The following is a 16,111-nucleotide window of genomic DNA, read 5'->3' as shown; positions in this document are numbered from 1 at the left end:
CACCCTATGCGATTGCCCTGACGCCTACTGAGAGAGGGGCCCGACAGCGTCTACCCGCGCCGCATCCTCCCGCGCGCTGCGGCGCAGCGTGTGGATGAAGGCCGCCACGAACAGTCCCGTCATCAGGAGCACAATGGTCGGCGCCGGCGCGCTGTCGAGGAAGAAGCTCAGATAGACGCCGAAAAACGACGAGAACAGCGCCACCGCCAGACTGACGAGCAGCATCCGGTCGAACCGCCGGACCAGCAGGAACGCCACCGCCCCTGGCCCGATCAGAAGCGCGATCGCCAGGATGATGCCCACCGCCGTCAGCGCCGCCACGATGGTCAGCGACAGGATCGACAGCAGCCCGTAATGCAGCACCCGCACCGGCAGGCCGATGGCCTTCGCGTGCTGCCCGTCGAAGGCGTTCAGGAGCAGATCGCGGCGGAACACCAGGATCGCCACGCACACGAACAGCGCGATGACGCCCGTCTGCGCGATATCGCCCCAGGTCACGCCCAGCATGTCGCCGAACAGGATGTGGTCGAGATGCACCTCGGTCCGGATCTTGGTGTAGAGCAGCAGGCCCAGCCCGAACATGCCGGAGAAGACCACGCCCATGATCGTGTCCTCCTTCACCCGGCTGTTTTCCTTCAGATAGCCGATGCCCACGACGCAGGTCATGCCGGCCACGAAGGCGCCGATGGCGAAGGGGATGCCGATGATGTAGGCGATGACCACCCCCGGCAGCACCGCATGACTGACGGCATCGCCCATCAGCGACCAGCCCTTGAGCACCAGGAAGCAGGACAGCAGCGCCATGGGCGCGGCGATCAGCACCGAGATGATGAAGGCCTGCTGCATGAAGGGAAAGGCGAAGGGCAGCATCAACGTGTCGACAAAGCCGTTCATGCGCCCATCCCCTGCATATCGCCTTCCAGCGCTTCGCGCGCGCGCCGGCGCGCGGCGAGAAGCCCGTGCTTCGGCGCGAGGACGAAGGCGGTCAGGAAGGCCAGCGTCTGCAGCACGACGATAATCCCGCCCGTGGCGCCATCGAGGAAATAGCTCGCATAGGCGCCGACAAAGCTCGAAAGCGCGCCGATGGCGACGGCGATCGCCACAAGCCGCGGAAAGCGGTCGGTCAGGAGATAGGCCGTCGCCCCGGGCGTCACCACCATGGCGATGACGAGGAAGGCCCCCACCGTCTGCATGGCTGCGACGGTGCAGGCGCTGAGCAGCGTGAAGAAGATGAACCGCAGCCGGCCCGGATTGAGGCCGATGGAGCGCGCGTGGTTCTCGTCGAAGAAGGCGACCATCAAATCCTTCCACTTGACCGCCAGCACGGCCAGCGTGACACCGGAGATGATGACGAGCTGCAGCGTGTCCGAAGGCGTGATGGCGAGCACGTTGCCGAGCACGATGGTCTGGATGTTCACCGCCGCCGGCGACAGCGAGACCATGAACAGCCCGAGGCCGAAGAAGGAGGTGAAGATCAGGCCGATGATGGCGTCCTCGCGCAGCTTGGTGCGCTGGTTGAGGAAGAACATCGTGCCCGCCGCAAGCCCGCCGGCGAAGAACGCGCCGATGGAGAACGGCAGGCCCAACATGTAGGCCCCGGCGACGCCCGGAACGATCGAGTGCGACAGCGCGTCGCCGATCAGCGACCAGCCCTTGAGCATCAGATAGGCGGAGAGGAAGGCGCAGACCCCGCCCACCAGGGCGCTGACCCACATGGCGTTGACCATGTAGCCGTAGGAGAAGGGTTCGAGCAGATAGGCGCTCATTTCCGGCCATCCCCCGCGGAGCGTCCGTCCTCGTCGCCATAGATCACGAAGGGCCGCTCGTCGTCGGTCAGCACCGTCAGCCGGCGCGAATCCTCCGCTGCGTCCTCGTGCAGGTCCGCACCGCCCAGCGTGAACTGGCGCAGGACGCCGCCGAAGGCCTTTTCCAGATTGGCGCGGGTGAAAACCTCCTGCGTCAGCCCGGCGGCAAGGACCGTGCGGTTGATCAGGACGGTCCGGTCGCAGAAACGCGGCACGCTGCCGAGATTATGCGTTGAGACCAGCATCACATGCCCCTCCGCGCGCAACGCCTTCAGGAGCGCGATGATGGACTCTTCCGTGCGCACATCGACCCCGGTGAACGGCTCGTCGAGCAGGATCACCCGGCCTTCCTGCGCCAGCGCGCGCGCCAGGAAGACGCGCTTCTTCTGGCCGCCGGAGAGTTCGCCGATCTGGCGCTTGCGGAAATCGGCCATGCCGACGCGCTCGAGCGCCGCCTCGACCATCTCGTGATCCTGACGGCGCGGCCAGCGCATGAAGTTCATATGGCCGTAGCGGCCCATCATCACCACGTCCTCGACGAGAACGGGAAAGTTCCAGTCCACCTCCTCGGCCTGCGGCACATAGGCCACGACATTGCGCTTCAGGGCGCGGCCGGCGGGCTGGCCGAGGATGGAAACCGCGCCTCTGGCGAGCGGCACGAAGCCCATGATCGCCTTGAACAGCGTGGACTTGCCGCTGCCATTGACGCCGACAAGCGCCGCGATGGTTCCGGTGGGAATGGAGAAGCTGGCGTCGCGCAGCGCCGTGTGGCCGTTCCGGTAGGTGACGGTCACGTCCCGAACGTCGATGCCGGCAGACTGGGCTGCCGGCTTCCTGTTCTTGTCGATCACGGGGGCGTTCATTTGCCGGCCAGTCCTTCGGCGATCGTTTCGCTGGTGACCCGAAGGAGATCCAGATAGGTGGGCACCGCGCCGCCGGCGTCGCTGAGCGAGTCCACGTAGAGGACGCCGCCATATTTCGCGCCGGTCTCGCGCGCCACCTGTTGCGCCGGATCGGGAGAGACGGTGCTTTCGCTGAAGACGGCGGGCGCCCTGGTTTCCCTGATCTGGTCGATCACGTGGCGCACCTGCTGCGGCGTGCCCTGCTGGTCGGCGTTGATCGGCCAGATGTAGAGTTCCTTCAGGCCGAAATCGCGGGCGAGATAGCTGAAGGCGCCCTCGCTGGTGACGAGAACCCGGTGATCCTCTGTAATGGCCGAGAGGCGCTCGCGGATCGGATCCACGACGGCCCTGATCTCCGCCTTGTAGGCCTCGGCGTTCTTCGCATAAGTCTCTGCATTCTCCGGATCGTGCTCGGAGAAGGCATCGCGGATGTTGTCGACATAGGTCAGCGCGTCGCTGGGCGACATCCAGGCATGCGGATTGGGCTTGCCCGTATAGGGCCCCTCGGCGATGCCCATCGGCTCGACGCCTTCCGAGACCACGACGCTCGGCACATCCTTCAGATTGCGGAAGAAGCGCTCGAACCAGAGTTCGAGGTTCAATCCGTTCCACAGGATCAGGTCGGCGTCCTGCGCCCGCAGGATATCGCCCGGCGTGGGCTGGTAGTTATGGATCTCCGCATTCGGCTTGGTGATCGATTCGACCACGGCGGCATCGCCCGCGACGTTGCGGGCCATGTCGGCGATGACGGTGAATGTGGTGACGGCCTTGAAACGCTCATCCTGCGCGAAGGCGGGCGATATGGAAAAGGCCGCGACGAGCAACACGGCCAGACCTCTGGCTAAACGCATAAGAATCCCCTTGGGCGAAGCGCAATGAAATCACGCTACGGAAGCTAGACCGAAAGCAGGGCGCTCGTCAACGCTCTTGCAAATCATTTGCATTAAAAAGCAACGCGACACCCGGAAGGTCGGTTTCCTGGGCATGCTGCACGGCGTGCAGCGGCTGGCTCTTTGCAACTGATTGTCATCTGGCGCATAGTCGGGCCATGAATCAGCATCAGAACCACAAGCCGGATTACGAGCGCGAGATGCGCCGCGCGGGCATCAGGATCACGCGCCCGCGCAAGATCATCCTGCAGATCCTGACCGAAACGGAGGATCACCCCGATGCGATGGAGATTTTCCAGCGCGCGTCGGCGATCGATTCGAGCATTTCGCTCTCGACCGTCTACCGCACGATGAAGCTGCTCGAGGGCATGGGCGCCATTCATCGCCATGCCTTCGAGGGTGGCCGCGCGCGTTTCGAGCAGGCCGGCGGCGAGCATCATGACCACCTGATCGACCTCGACACGGGCGACGTGATCGAATTCCACTCGAACAGAATCGAGGCGCTGCAGGAGGAAATCGCCCGCTCGCTGGGCTACGACATCGTCCACCACCGGCTGGAGCTGTACGGGCGCAAGCGCAAGAAGGGCTGAACCTGCGAACGGTCCTGATGAGCGGCGCGGGGTTGGCGTCGTTGCTTTTGGAACACTCTCTGGCCTGTCGGCCATCCCCCAGAAACGCAAGTGCCGCCGTGGTGGAGGGGATACCACGGCGGCCATGCTTGAAACACCGCGGCAGCCCGGAGAGGGGGGATGAGGCTGCCGCTATTGCCCGGAAAAGGCGGGGGACGAGCCTTGGCCGGACCACGGCGAAAAATTGCCGCTGTGTGATATTTCGTGCGCGAACGTGGCTATTCAAGGGCACGACCATTACAAGTTCGTAACAAAGACGTGATCGATAGCCGGCTGCCCTGATTCGGGCGACCTGCACGGCGTCCGTTTCTGTCAGCACATCGCGCGGCGAGCCGCCGTTTGCGCCCTTTGCGATGGACAGGCGGGGGCCGGCGCGCTACCCGTACAGCCATGAAAAAAGGCGATCACCTCTTCCTCGTCGACGGCTCGGGCTACATCTTTCGCGCCTATCACGCGCTGCCCCCGCTGACCCGCAAATCCGACGGCCTGCCGGTCGGCGCCGTCGCCGGTTTCTGCAACATGCTCTGGAAGCTGCTGCAAAGCGCCCGCGACACGGATGTCGGCGTCACGCCCACCCATTTCGCGGTGATCTTCGACCATTCCTCGAAGACCTTCCGCAACGATCTCTACCCGGAATACAAGGCCAACCGCTCCGAACCGCCCGAAGACCTCATCCCCCAGTTCGGCCTGATCCGCGAGGCCACGCGCGCCTTCGACCTGCCCTGCATCGAGCTTCCCGGCTTCGAGGCCGACGATCTGATCGCCACCTATGCGCGGCTCGCCACGGAGGCCGGCGGCGAGACCACCATCGTCTCCTCCGACAAGGACCTGATGCAGCTCGTCGATGGCTCCGTCTCCATGTACGACCCGATGAAGGACCGCGAGATCCGCGTGCCGGAAGTGGTCGAGAAATGGGGCGTTCCGCCGGAAAAGATGATCGACCTGCAGGCGCTGACCGGCGATTCCGTCGACAACGTTCCCGGCGTGCCCGGCATCGGCCCCAAGACCGCCGCCCAGCTGCTTGAGGAATATGGCGACCTCGACACGCTGCTCGCGCGCGCGAGCGAGATCAAGCAGAACAAGCGCCGCGAGAACCTCATCGAGTTCGCCGACAAGGCGCGTATCTCCCGCGAGCTGGTGCGCCTGCGCACCGACGCGCCGGTCGAGTTCCAGATCGACACCTTCGAGCTGGCCCCGCCGGACGGGCCGAAGCTGATCGGCTTCCTGAAGGCGATGGAGTTCTCGACCCTGACCCGCCGCGTCGCCGAGGCCACGGGCGCCGAGGTGGCCGAGATCGAGGCCGCCGCGGTGGAGGTCGAAACCGGGGAGGCCGCGCACGGCCCCGACATGGGTGCTTCGACCGCCGCAGCGCCCGACGCGGCGACGCCGGCGGACGATGCCGGCGCGACCCCGCAGAAGCTGGCGGATAGGATCGCCGAGGCCGCGCCGGCCCAGACCTTCGACCGGACCGCCTATGTCTGCATCCGCGATCTGGAGACGCTGCGCGCCTGGATCGACGATGCCTATGAGACGGGGCTTCTCGCCTTCGATACCGAGACCACCTCGCTCGACCCGATGCAGGCGGAACTGTGCGGCTTTTCGCTGGCGACGCGGCCCGGCCGGGCCGCCTATGTGCCGCTCAGTCACAAGAGCGGCTCCGGCGATCTGCTGGGCGGCGGCGTGATCGAAGGCCAGATTGCCGAAAAGGACGCGCTCGATGCCATCCGGCAGGTCATGGCCGATCCTTCCGTGCTGAAGATCGGCCAGAACCTGAAATATGACTGGCTGCTGATGTACCGCCTCGGCGTCGAGATCGTCAGCTGCGACGACACGATGCTCATCTCCTATGTGCTCGACGCTGGAACCGGCAGCCACGGGACGGTGAGCCACGGCATGGATGCGCTGTCGGAGCGCTGGCTCGGCCACGCGCCGATCCCCTACAAGGAGCTGACGGGTTCGGGGCGCAACCAGGTGACCTTCGACATGGTCGATCTGGAGCGCGCCACGGCCTATGCCGCCGAGGACGCCGACGTCACCCTGCGCCTCTGGCAGGTCCTGAAGCCCCGCCTGGCCGCGCACGGCCTGACCAGCGTCTATGAGCGCCTCGAGCGTCCACTGATCCCGGTGATCTGCCGGATGGAACATCGCGGCATCGAGGTCGACCGGCAGATCCTGTCGCGCCTTTCGGGCGATTTCGCCCAGACGGCCGCCGGCATCGAGGATGAGATCTACCAGCTCGCCGGCGAGCGCTTCACCATCGGTTCACCGAAACAGCTGGGCGAGATCCTGTTCGGCAGGATGGGCCTGCCGGGCGGCAGCAAGACGAAGACCGGGCAGTGGTCCACCTCGGCCCAGGTGCTGGAAGACCTCGCCGCCGCCGGTCACGAGCTGCCGCGCAAGATCGTCGACTGGCGTCAGGTCACCAAGCTCAAGTCCACCTATACGGACGCCCTTCCCGGCTACATCAACCCCGAAACGAAACGGGTTCACACCTCCTACGCGATGGCGTCCACCACGACGGGGCGGCTGTCTTCCTCGGAACCGAACCTGCAGAACATTCCGGTGCGGACGGCGGAAGGCCGCAAGATCCGCACCGCCTTCATCGCGCCTGCCGGCGCCAAGCTCATCTCGGCCGACTACAGCCAGATCGAGCTGCGTGTGCTCGCCCATGTGGCCGACATCCCCGAACTGAAGAAAGCCTTCGCCGACGGCCTCGACATCCACGCCATGACGGCGTCGGAGATGTTCGACGTGCCCGTCGAGGGCATGCCCGCCGAGGTGCGCCGGCGCGCCAAGGCGATCAATTTCGGCATCATCTACGGCATCTCCGCCTTCGGCCTCGCCAATCAGCTCGCCATCCCACGCGAGGAGGCCAGCGCCTACATCAAGCGCTATTTCGAGCGTTTCCCGGGCATCAAGGATTACATGGACGACACCAAGGCGCAGGCGCGCGCCAACGGCTATGTGGAGACCATCTTCGGTCGGCGCGCCCATTATCCGGAGATCCGTTCTTCTAATCCCCAGCTGCGCGCCTTCAACGAGCGCGCGGCGATCAACGCGCCCATCCAGGGATCGGCCGCCGACATCATCCGCCGCGCCATGGCGCGCATGGACGAAGCGCTTCTGAATGCCGGGCTGGACGATGTCCGCATGCTCCTGCAGGTGCATGACGAACTGATCTTCGAGGCGCCGGAAGAAAAGGTCGAGAAAGCGATTCCCGTCATCTGCCACGTGATGGAAAACGCCGCCCTGCCCGCGCGGAACCTGTCCGTGCCGCTGCAGGTCGACGCCCGCGCCGCCGACAACTGGGATGAAGCCCACTGACGGGATGATGCTTCGGCTCTCAAGCTTGCGCGATTGCTTTTGCCCTGATCGCCGCGCTTTCTTTCGTCCCGGTCCAGAACACGTGCGTCTGGCAGTGTGGCATGAGACGGACACTCGCAGCCCATTGCTTTGAGCCGGTGCGTGGTTCGACAAGCTCACCATGAGGACTGTCGGGGGTTGGCAGGGAGCCTGATTTCGAGACGTGACAAACGGGTCTTGCAGCCCCACGCCATCCCTCATGGTGAGCTTGTCGAACCACGCACGGCGCTGTTGCCGGAAATCCGAACCACAACCGGCAGACCGGCGGTCAAAGAAAAACCCCGCCGGCGAAGGCGGGGTTTCATGACTCGAGAAGCCCTGACGGCGATCGCCTACCAGAGTTCGTAGCGCAGGCCGACCCGAATCTCGTGGCTTGAGAAGCCACCGTCGCTGCCCTGCACGCCCGTGGCGCCCGCGGCTGCGGTCGGCGCGTCGAAGGCGAACATGTCGCCGCTGGCGATGTTGCGGTAGCGGTAGCCGAGATCGACCTTCATGTTGTTGGAGAAGTCGTAGGACACGCCGGCCATCAGCGCATAGGTGAAGCGCCAGTCCGATTCGCCCGCATGGGTCGAGGTGCCGGCCAGCGCCGGGCTCGGGCAGGCGCCGCCGACGCAATAGGCGCTGTTGCTGAGATCGTCCCAGTTGACATAGGTGTAGCCGACGCCGGCGCCCACATAGGGCGTGAAGCCGACATAGGTGCCGAGATCCACATAGCCGTTGAGCAGCGCCGAATACGCCACGAATTCGGAGCTGTCCTCAGAACGGCAGGTGGTTCCCACCGGGCTGCCCGCCGTACAGGGGCTGCCGCTCGAGGTCGAACCGCTGAAGCCGGCGCTGAACCGGTCGAGCGTCACATCCGCGCGCAGCCAGTCGGTGAAGGAGTAGCCGAAGCCGAGGCCGAAGCTGAAATCCTTAGACAGGGAGCCGGTATCGAAGCTGTTCGCGCCGTAGTTCACGCCATCGAAGGTACGGTAGGTGAACCGGTCCCTCGCCTCGGTCTTCAGCGAATAGCCGATGTCGCCGCGCAGGTACCAGCCGGAGCCGATCTCGACGGGCACCACGTCGGGCGCTTCCTCGATGATGATCGGCGGATCGTAGTCGGCCGCGCCGGCCGCGCCGAGCGGGACCAGCGTCAGCACCGCTGACGAAACGAGCAGACGGGAAATTAAGCACATAATCCGAACTCCGCGAGATGCGACGGATCAGGAGTGCCCCCGCCGCTGTTCGGGAGCATTGTTAACCATCCCAGTTAAGCGACAGTTAAGGCTAACGCCGGGTTAGCGGATTTGTTGAGCATGTCCCCCGACGTCTGCAACCAGCACGCAAAAGCAGAACCGCCCGGCGCGATGGCCGGGCGGTTCCAGGGTCCGATGGGACAGGGTTACTTGTAGACCGGCGGCTCGAACGGAGGCGGCTCGTAGCTGACGACCTGCGGCGCGGGTGCGCAATTGGCATTGCCCGGGCCGAACTGGTAGCGCAGGCCGGCACGGGCCTCATGGACGTTGATGCCCTTGTCGAAGCCCGGCGCAACGCCCGAGGCATATTCGAACATCCGGCCGCCGGCGAGACGCGTGTAGCGGTAGCCGACATCCAGGTTCAGGTTCTGCGTCAGGCAGTAGGAAGCGCCGGCCATCAGCGAGTAGGCGAAGCGCCAGTTGCTGGACCCCTTGTGCACGACCGTGCCGCCGCCCGAGATCGAGTTGGTCAGGTCGTCCCACTTCACATAGGCGCCGCCGATGCCCGCGCCCACATAGGGCGTGACGCGGTAATAGGTTCCGAGATCAACATAGGCGTTGGCCATCAGAAGCAGGGCGCTGTAGGCGCTTTTGTCGGTGGAAACGCAGGCCCCGCCGCCGCCACAGGTGCCCGAGGTGGTGCCGTCGAAATCGGACTTGAACCAGTAGTCGGCGGTCAGGTCCGTACGCAGGTGCCTGCTGATCTGGTAGCCGACGCCGGCGCCGAGCGACATGGCACCCTTCAGCTTCGTCGTGTCGAACCTGTCGGTGCCGCCGCCCGCGCCATAGGTGATGTATTCAGTGCCGCGCAGCTTCGACCAGTGATAGTCGATGTCACCGCGAATATACCAGCCGCCGAAGGATGGGGCAGGCTCGATGATCTGCGGCGGCGGCGCTTCGATGATCGGCGGTTCATACAGATCGGCAGCAAAGCCGACAGTCGGGACGATGAACAGCAAGGCCGCCCCGAGCACCTTTGAAAACTTTGACATGGCTTCCCATCCTTGACGTCGCCGCGCCCCCCTGGGCACGTTGGCTGATTGCAAGTTGACGGGATATTCGAATGAAAAGGTTAAGGTGCGCTTAACCTTAAGCCTTAACCACAACGCGGATGCACGTTATGCGAGAATCGGCGTGCATGACGCCGGAGCGCTGCAGGCAGACAGGATCGACCGGCTCCCGATCGGGTGCGAAAATGCAGGGAGATCGCGCGTCCTTCGCGCATGCGCAAGGACGCACAGGCGCTGCGGCAGGCCCGGAGACCTGCCTGCCAGGCACTACCGCAGGAGTCAGGCGGCGTTCTTGGAATCGGCGATCGCGTGCACGATCTCGTCGACCACGCTTTCGACCAGCGACGGATCGTCGGCCTCGGCCATCACCCGGATCAGCGGCTCCGTGCCCGAGGGACGGATGACGAGGCGGCCCTTGTCGCCCAGCCGCGCCTCGGCGTCGGCGATGACCGCCTTCACCGGCGCGCTTTCGAGCGGCTTGCCGCCGCTGATGCGCACATTCTTCAGGAGCTGGGGCACCGGTTCGAAAACCTTGCAGACCTCGCTGGCCGGCTTGCCCTGGCGCTTGATGCAGGCCAGCACCTGCAGCGCCGCCACCAGCCCGTCGCCGGTGGTCGAGAAATCCGAAAGCACCACATGGCCCGACTGCTCGCCGCCCACGTTCAGCCCGCTGGCGCGCATCCGCTCGACCACGTAGCGGTCGCCGACCTTGACCCGGTGCAGGTCGAGCTTGAGATCGCCCAGGAAGCGCTCGAGCCCGAGATTGGACATCACGGTCGCTACCACGCCGCCGCCGGCCAGCCGGCCCATCTCGTGCCAGGAGCGGGCGATCAGCCCCATGATCTGGTCGCCGTCGATGACCGTGCCGTTCTCGTCGACGATCACCACCCGGTCGGCATCGCCGTCGAGCGCGATGCCGATATCGGCGCGCACCTCGTGCACCTTCTTGGCCAGGCTCATCGGATGGGTCGAGCCGCATTCCTCGTTGATGTTGACGCCGTTCGGCTCCACATGGATCGGCACCACCTCGGCGCCCAGCTCCCACAGAACCGCCGGCGCCACCTTGTAGGCCGCACCATTGGCACAATCGACGACGATGCGCAGGCCGGCCAGCGACATGGAGCGCGGCAGGGTCCGCTTGGCGAACTCGATATAGCGGTCGTGCACGCCGTCGACGCGCTTGGCCCGGCCAAGACCGCCATTGTCGGCCAGCGCCAGCTCCACTTCCTTGTCGAGCATCGCCTCGATGCGGCCCTCGATCTTGTCGGACAGCTTGTAGCCGTCCGGGCCGAACAGCTTGATGCCATTGTCGTGATAGGGATTGTGCGAGGCGGAGATCATCACGCCGATGTCGGCGCGCAGCGAGCGCACCAGCATGGCGACGGCAGGCGTCGGGATCGGTCCGAGCAGGAACACGTCCATGCCCGCGGCGCAGAAGCCGGAAACCAGCGCGTTCTCGATCATGTAGCCGGAAAGCCGCGTGTCCTTGCCGAGCACCACGCGATGGCGGTGGCTGCCGTTCTGGAAGGAAAGGCCGGCGGCCATGCCGACTTTCATCGCGATTTCCGCCGTCATCGGAAAACGGTTCGCGCGGCCGCGGATACCGTCCGTACCAAAATACTTCTTCGCCATCTTGTCCTTAGTCCTGCCCCTCAGGCGCACCTTGCCGGAATCACGTGTCAAAGCGGCGTCCCTCAATCCCTACTTGCCACAGGAGCGGCTTCCGACCGCATCAAATTCTGTGAGGCAATGTAACGCTTCCAATATAAACGTCAGCTTGCCCATGATGCTTAACAAAACCCTAATGATTGCCCAGAATAAACATTTCACCACGCTTTCGCGAGCGGAAGCTTATAGGCAATCAAGCAAAAACCGCCGCGAACCATGTTCACGGCGGTTTCACGCGATGTGATGGAAACAGGGCGCTAAGCTCTGTCAGCCCTGGGGCTGCGGCTCCATTCCACCCTCCGGCTCCTCGCCGTCCTTCTTGCGTCCGGGCTTGCGCGCGCCGGCTTTCGGCACCGCCGAACCGCGCGAAGGCGGCGTGTCGTCGCCCATGTCCCGGGCCGGCTTCTCGCCGCGCAGCAGCGCCTGGATTTCATCGCCGGAAAGCGTCTCGTATTCGAGCAGCCCCTCGGCGATCGCCACCCAGCCCTTCTTCTGCTTGGTCAGGATGGCCCGCGCGGTGGCGTAGGCCTCGTCGATCAGACGGCGGACCTCGCTGTCGATCTTCTGCTGCGTCTCCTGCGACATGTTCTGCTGGCGGGCGACCGAATGGCCGAGGAAGACCTCTTCCTGGTTCTCGCCATAGGCCACCTGGCCGAGCTCGTCGGAGAAGCCCCACTGCGTCACCATCGCGCGGGCGAGCTTGGTCGCCTGCTCGATGTCGGACGACGCGCCGGAGGTGATGTTCTCCTTGCCGAACTTCAGTTCCTCGGCGACGCGCCCGCCCATCATGATGGCGAGGCGGGAGATCATCCACTTGTAGCTCATCGAGTAGCGGTCGCCCTCGGGAAGCTGCATCACCATGCCGAGCGCGCGGCCGCGCGGAATGATGGTCGCCTTGTGCACCGGGTCGGCCTTCGGCACCATCATCGCAACGATGGCGTGTCCGGCCTCGTGATAGGCGGTCAGTTCCTTCTCTTCCTGGGTCATCGCGTGCGAGCGGCGCTCGGCACCCATCATGACCTTGTCCTTGGCGTCCTCGAATTCCTGCATGGTGACCAGGCGCTTGTTGCGCCGCGCCGCCATCAGGGCGGCCTCGTTCACCAGATTGGCGAGGTCGGCGCCGGAAAAGCCCGGTGTGCCGCGGGCCACCACCTTAAGGTCGACATTCGGCGCCAGCGGCACGTTGCGCACATGCACCTTCAGGATCTTCTCGCGGCCGGCGACGTCCGGGTTCGGCACCACCACCTGGCGGTCGAAACGGCCCGGACGCAGCAGCGCCGGGTCCAGCACGTCCGGACGGTTGGTGGCGGCGATCAGGATGATGCCTTCATTGGCCTCGAAGCCGTCCATCTCGACCAGAAGCTGGTTCAGCGTCTGCTCGCGCTCGTCATTGCCGCCGCCGAGACCGGCGCCGCGATGGCGTCCGACGGCGTCGATTTCGTCGATGAAGATGATGCAGGGCGCGTTCTTCTTCGCCTGCTCGAACATGTCGCGCACACGCGACGCGCCGACGCCGACGAACATCTCGACAAAGTCCGAGCCTGAGATGGTGAAGAACGGCACGTTGGCTTCGCCCGCCACGGAGCGCGCCAGAAGCGTCTTGCCGGTTCCGGGAGGGCCGACGAGCAGCACGCCGCGCGGGATCTTGCCGCCCAGCCGCTGGAACTTCTGCGGATCGCGCAGGAACTCGACGATCTCCTCAAGGTCTTCCTTGGCCTCGTCCACGCCCGCCACGTCCTGGAAGGTGACGCGGCCATGCGCCTCGGTCAGAAGCTTGGCCTTCGACTTGCCGAAGCCCATCGCGCGGCCGGAACCCGACTGCATCTGGCGCATGAAGAAGATCCACACGCCGAGGATCAGGATCATCGGCAGCCAGGAGATCAGGTAGCCGAGGAAGGAGTTCGAGCCGTCGCTCTCCGGCTGGGCCTTGATCGTCACGCCGCGCTCCTCGAGCCGCTGCACCAGCGACGGATCGCCCGGCGAGTAGGTCTGGAACGGCGTGCGGTTGCCCGTATAGGTGCCCGTGATGCGGTTGCCCGTGATGGTCACCGACTCAATGCCGCCCGAAGACAGTTCCTGGAGGAACTGCGAATAGGCGATGTCACGCGTCGCGCCACGCTGCTGGGGAGCCTGGAACAGGTTGAACAGCGCGATCAGCAACACGGCGATGATCGCCCACAGCGCGAAATTTCTGTAATTCGGATTCATGGAGTTCCCGCATACGCGCCACAGATGGCGACAATCCGTTTCAGTGTTTCAGCTTAACATAGGGAGCCGGTGCATTCTTGCCAAGCCGAGCCGCCGGGCCAGCTCGCCTTTAGGTTAAGCCTCTGCGCCGATTGTGTTCGGGTCATGGCGCATCCATAACGGTTTTGCCGAGGGCGAGGCGGGTGAGGGCATTTGCCGGCGCCATGTCGAAGGACGGCAGGAGCCGCGCCCAGGGGGCGGACACACGCCGGGCGGGCATCCCGCCGAGACCCGTCGCAGCCCCCAGCAGCCGACCGTCCCGCCAGTCCGCCGGTTCGGTCGATTGTCCAGCAAAAACAAGATCCTGCGGCAAGCCGTCGGCCCCTTCGGCCACCGCCGCCCGCGCCTCGCTTCCAAACGCGGCGATCCTGGTTCCCGCTGCGGTCTCGATCCAGTAGCGTCCATCCCAGAGAAACGGAAAGCTTCCCGCTTCAACCGCCGGCAGGTTGCGCCGCTCGCGATGGAGGTGGATGCCCGCCCGGCGGACATCGAACACAGCCCGCGACAACGTGGCGCAAAATCCGCTCCGCGCGGCCGCGAATGCCTGTTCCGCCGCCGCCGCGCCGGCCAGTTGCGCGGTGCCGCCGGCCATCGCCGCCGCCAGGCGGAACGCATAGAGCGCGGCGGTCTCGTCCTCGCCCGTGAACAGGCCGCCATCCACCCGGTAGAGGCCCGGCGCGGCGCGGCGCAGATGCGCCTCGATCAGACCGGCCGCCCGTTCGCCGAGCGCGATGCGCTCCCGCGCGGCGGTGTCGGCCCGGACCGCCAGATCCTCCACCGCGTCGGCGCTCAGCGCCTGCCGCGCGCGGACGCGTTCATAGGCGGGATTGTCGTTGCTCGGATCGTCGATCCAACCGACGCCCTCGGCGGCGAGGAAGGCCCGCAGCGCCGTGCGCCGCGCGGACAGGAGCGGCCGCACGAACCATGTCGCGCCTTCATGGAGCGCAGCGGGCGCGATGCCTGCCGCGCCCCGGCCGTTTCCGCGCGCGCCGCGCATGAACACGGTTTCGGCCTGGTCGTCGCGCGTGTGCCCGGTGAAGACGACATCGGCGCCGAGATCCCGGGCCGCTTCCGCCAGGAGCGCCATCCGTGCCGTCCGCGACGCCTCGGAAATCCCGGTCGAGGGCTTTTGCCCGCGCCAGACCATGATGCGGTGCGCGATCCCGCGCATCCTGCAGAAATCGGCCACGAAACGCGCCTCGGCCGCCGCTTCGGGGCGCAGGCCATGATCCACGGTCACCGCCGTCAGCCGGGGCGCATGCGGGCGGCTGGAAAGAAAACTGCTGAGAAGAAGGAGAAGGGCGAGGGAATCGCCGCCGCCGGAAACCGCTGCGACCAGATGCTTGTGTCTGTCCAGCGAATAGCGGCTGAAAAACGCGTCCGGCTGCATCACCGGTGTCAGCAACCGGCGAGCGCCTGTTCCTGCTTGACCCGCTCTTGCAGCGAGCCGGAGGCATTGGGGTATTTCTGGCCGATTTCACGATAGGTGACGCAGGCCACGTCGCGCTGGTTCATTGCCGCGAGCGAGATGCCGAGCTTCAGCAGCATGTCCGGCGCCTTCTTGGCATTGGGGTAGTCGCGGCTGGCGCGCAGGAAGACCTCGGCCGCGTCGCGGTAGCGATCCTGCCCGAGCAGCGCTTCGCCGAGCCAGAAATGCGCGTCCGCCGTCCGTCCGTCGGCGGGAAAGCGCTCGATATGATCGCGGAAGCCCGCTTCCGCCGTCTTGTAGTCGCCGGACAGAATGAACTCGTAGGAGTTCCGGTAGAGTTCCTCCGGCGTATCCGCCGAAGGCAGGGCCGCAACGTCGCTTCCCTGCGAAGCACCGGGTTGGCTGGGTTGGCCGGGTTGAATAAGATCAACCGGCGCGCCGGCCTCTCCACCGATGATGTTGCCATTGGCGTCGAAACGGACACTGCCGAGCGTCTGCGGCGGCTCGCCCCTTGTGGGGGCGGTGTCTGCGCCTGCCGTCTGATCCGTTCCGCCGGCCGCGCCCGACGGCGGACGCGGCGCTTCGGACCTCTGCTGCGGCGTGTCGGCTCCCGCCGCGCCGCCGCCCTGCTTCTCCAGCTCCTGGAAGCGGAATTCATTGTCTTCCATCATCCGCCGGAGCTGGTCCTGCATCTGCAGGATCTGGAAGTTCAGCTCCTCCACGCGGCCGTTGAGCTGGCGCAATTCTTCCTCGAGGCCCAGCACCCTGGGATCGGCAGCCTGCGCCAGCACGACATGCCCGCGGTCCTGCAGCGCCGGCTTCAGCACGGCATGCTGTGGCCGCAGCAGGCCGTCACCCGGCGACAGCTCCAGATCCCGGGCCACCGATGGCCCGGCGAAGACAAGTGGCAGTGCCAGAACACCGCCCAATAGC

12 protein-coding genes are annotated in these 16,111 nt (G+C 65.6%); 2 read left to right on the top strand and 10 right to left on the bottom strand.

Annotated elements, in window-relative coordinates; genetic code table 11:
- Window positions 1-24: 24 nt before the first annotated feature.
- The 4 genes from NA2_RS09925 to NA2_RS09910 are packed head-to-tail and all read right to left on the bottom strand — an operon-like array spanning window position 25 to window position 3,558.
- The gene (locus tag NA2_RS09925) at window positions 25-894 is read right to left on the bottom strand and encodes a metal ABC transporter permease (protein ID WP_008596562.1); all 870 of its coding nucleotides are present in this window, start codon (window positions 892-894) and stop codon (window positions 25-27) included.
- Window positions 891-1,766, bottom strand: a complete 876-nt coding sequence (locus NA2_RS09920; RefSeq protein ID WP_008596561.1) for a metal ABC transporter permease — start codon at window positions 1,764-1,766, stop codon at window positions 891-893. The genes NA2_RS09925 and NA2_RS09920 overlap by 4 nt, the downstream gene beginning before the upstream one ends.
- On the bottom strand, window positions 1,763-2,668 hold the full coding sequence (locus NA2_RS09915; RefSeq protein WP_008596560.1) for a manganese/iron ABC transporter ATP-binding protein: 906 nt from the start codon (window positions 2,666-2,668) through the stop codon (window positions 1,763-1,765). Before NA2_RS09915 ends, NA2_RS09920 begins: the two co-directional genes overlap by 4 nt.
- Window positions 2,665-3,558, bottom strand: a complete 894-nt coding sequence (locus NA2_RS09910) for a metal ABC transporter substrate-binding protein (protein ID WP_040677412.1) — start codon at window positions 3,556-3,558, stop codon at window positions 2,665-2,667. Before NA2_RS09910 ends, NA2_RS09915 begins: the two co-directional genes overlap by 4 nt.
- 197 nt (window positions 3,559-3,755) lie before the next feature.
- On the opposite strand from NA2_RS09910, the gene NA2_RS09905 reads away from it, so the two are divergent.
- Window positions 3,756-4,187 (top strand): Fur family transcriptional regulator, encoded by a 432-nt coding sequence (locus NA2_RS09905; protein WP_008596555.1) that lies wholly within the window; start codon window positions 3,756-3,758, stop codon window positions 4,185-4,187.
- 429 nt (window positions 4,188-4,616) lie between these two features.
- Window positions 4,617-7,550, top strand: coding sequence for a DNA polymerase I (gene polA / locus NA2_RS09900; protein WP_008596553.1), 2,934 nt, complete (start codon window positions 4,617-4,619; stop codon window positions 7,548-7,550).
- Between the two features lie 371 nt (window positions 7,551-7,921).
- Here polA and NA2_RS09895 read toward each other — a convergent pair whose 3' ends face one another.
- The 6 genes from NA2_RS09895 to ybgF form a co-directional block, all read right to left on the bottom strand.
- Window positions 7,922-8,764, bottom strand: a complete 843-nt coding sequence (locus tag NA2_RS09895) for an outer membrane protein (protein WP_008596551.1) — start codon at window positions 8,762-8,764, stop codon at window positions 7,922-7,924.
- 206 nt (window positions 8,765-8,970) lie between these two features.
- Complete coding sequence (locus tag NA2_RS09890) at window positions 8,971-9,816, bottom strand: outer membrane protein (RefSeq protein WP_008596550.1); 846 nt, start codon at window positions 9,814-9,816, stop codon at window positions 8,971-8,973.
- A 297-nt stretch (window positions 9,817-10,113) separates the two neighbouring features.
- Complete coding sequence (glmM, locus tag NA2_RS09885) at window positions 10,114-11,466, bottom strand: phosphoglucosamine mutase (RefSeq protein WP_008596548.1); 1,353 nt, start codon at window positions 11,464-11,466, stop codon at window positions 10,114-10,116.
- 303 nt (window positions 11,467-11,769) lie between these two features.
- The gene (ftsH, locus tag NA2_RS09880; protein WP_008596547.1) at window positions 11,770-13,710 is read right to left on the bottom strand and encodes an ATP-dependent zinc metalloprotease FtsH; all 1,941 of its coding nucleotides are present in this window, start codon (window positions 13,708-13,710) and stop codon (window positions 11,770-11,772) included.
- A gap of 142 nt (window positions 13,711-13,852) precedes the next feature.
- Window positions 13,853-15,154 carry a tRNA lysidine(34) synthetase TilS gene (gene tilS, locus NA2_RS09875; RefSeq protein WP_008596545.1) on the bottom strand — a complete coding sequence of 434 codons (1,302 nt, stop codon included), beginning with the start codon at window positions 15,152-15,154 and terminating at the stop codon, window positions 13,853-13,855.
- Complete coding sequence (ybgF, locus tag NA2_RS09870; RefSeq protein ID WP_008596544.1) at window positions 15,148-16,107, bottom strand: tol-pal system protein YbgF; 960 nt, start codon at window positions 16,105-16,107, stop codon at window positions 15,148-15,150. Before ybgF ends, tilS begins: the two co-directional genes overlap by 7 nt.
- Between the last annotated feature and the right edge of the window lie 4 nt (window positions 16,108-16,111).

Source organism: Nitratireductor pacificus pht-3B (assembly GCF_000300335.1).
Lineage (GTDB): Bacteria > Pseudomonadota > Alphaproteobacteria > Rhizobiales > Rhizobiaceae > Nitratireductor > Nitratireductor pacificus.
The sequence above is the reverse complement of the archived record's forward strand: the minus strand, read 5'-3'. Positions and strand labels throughout refer to the sequence as shown.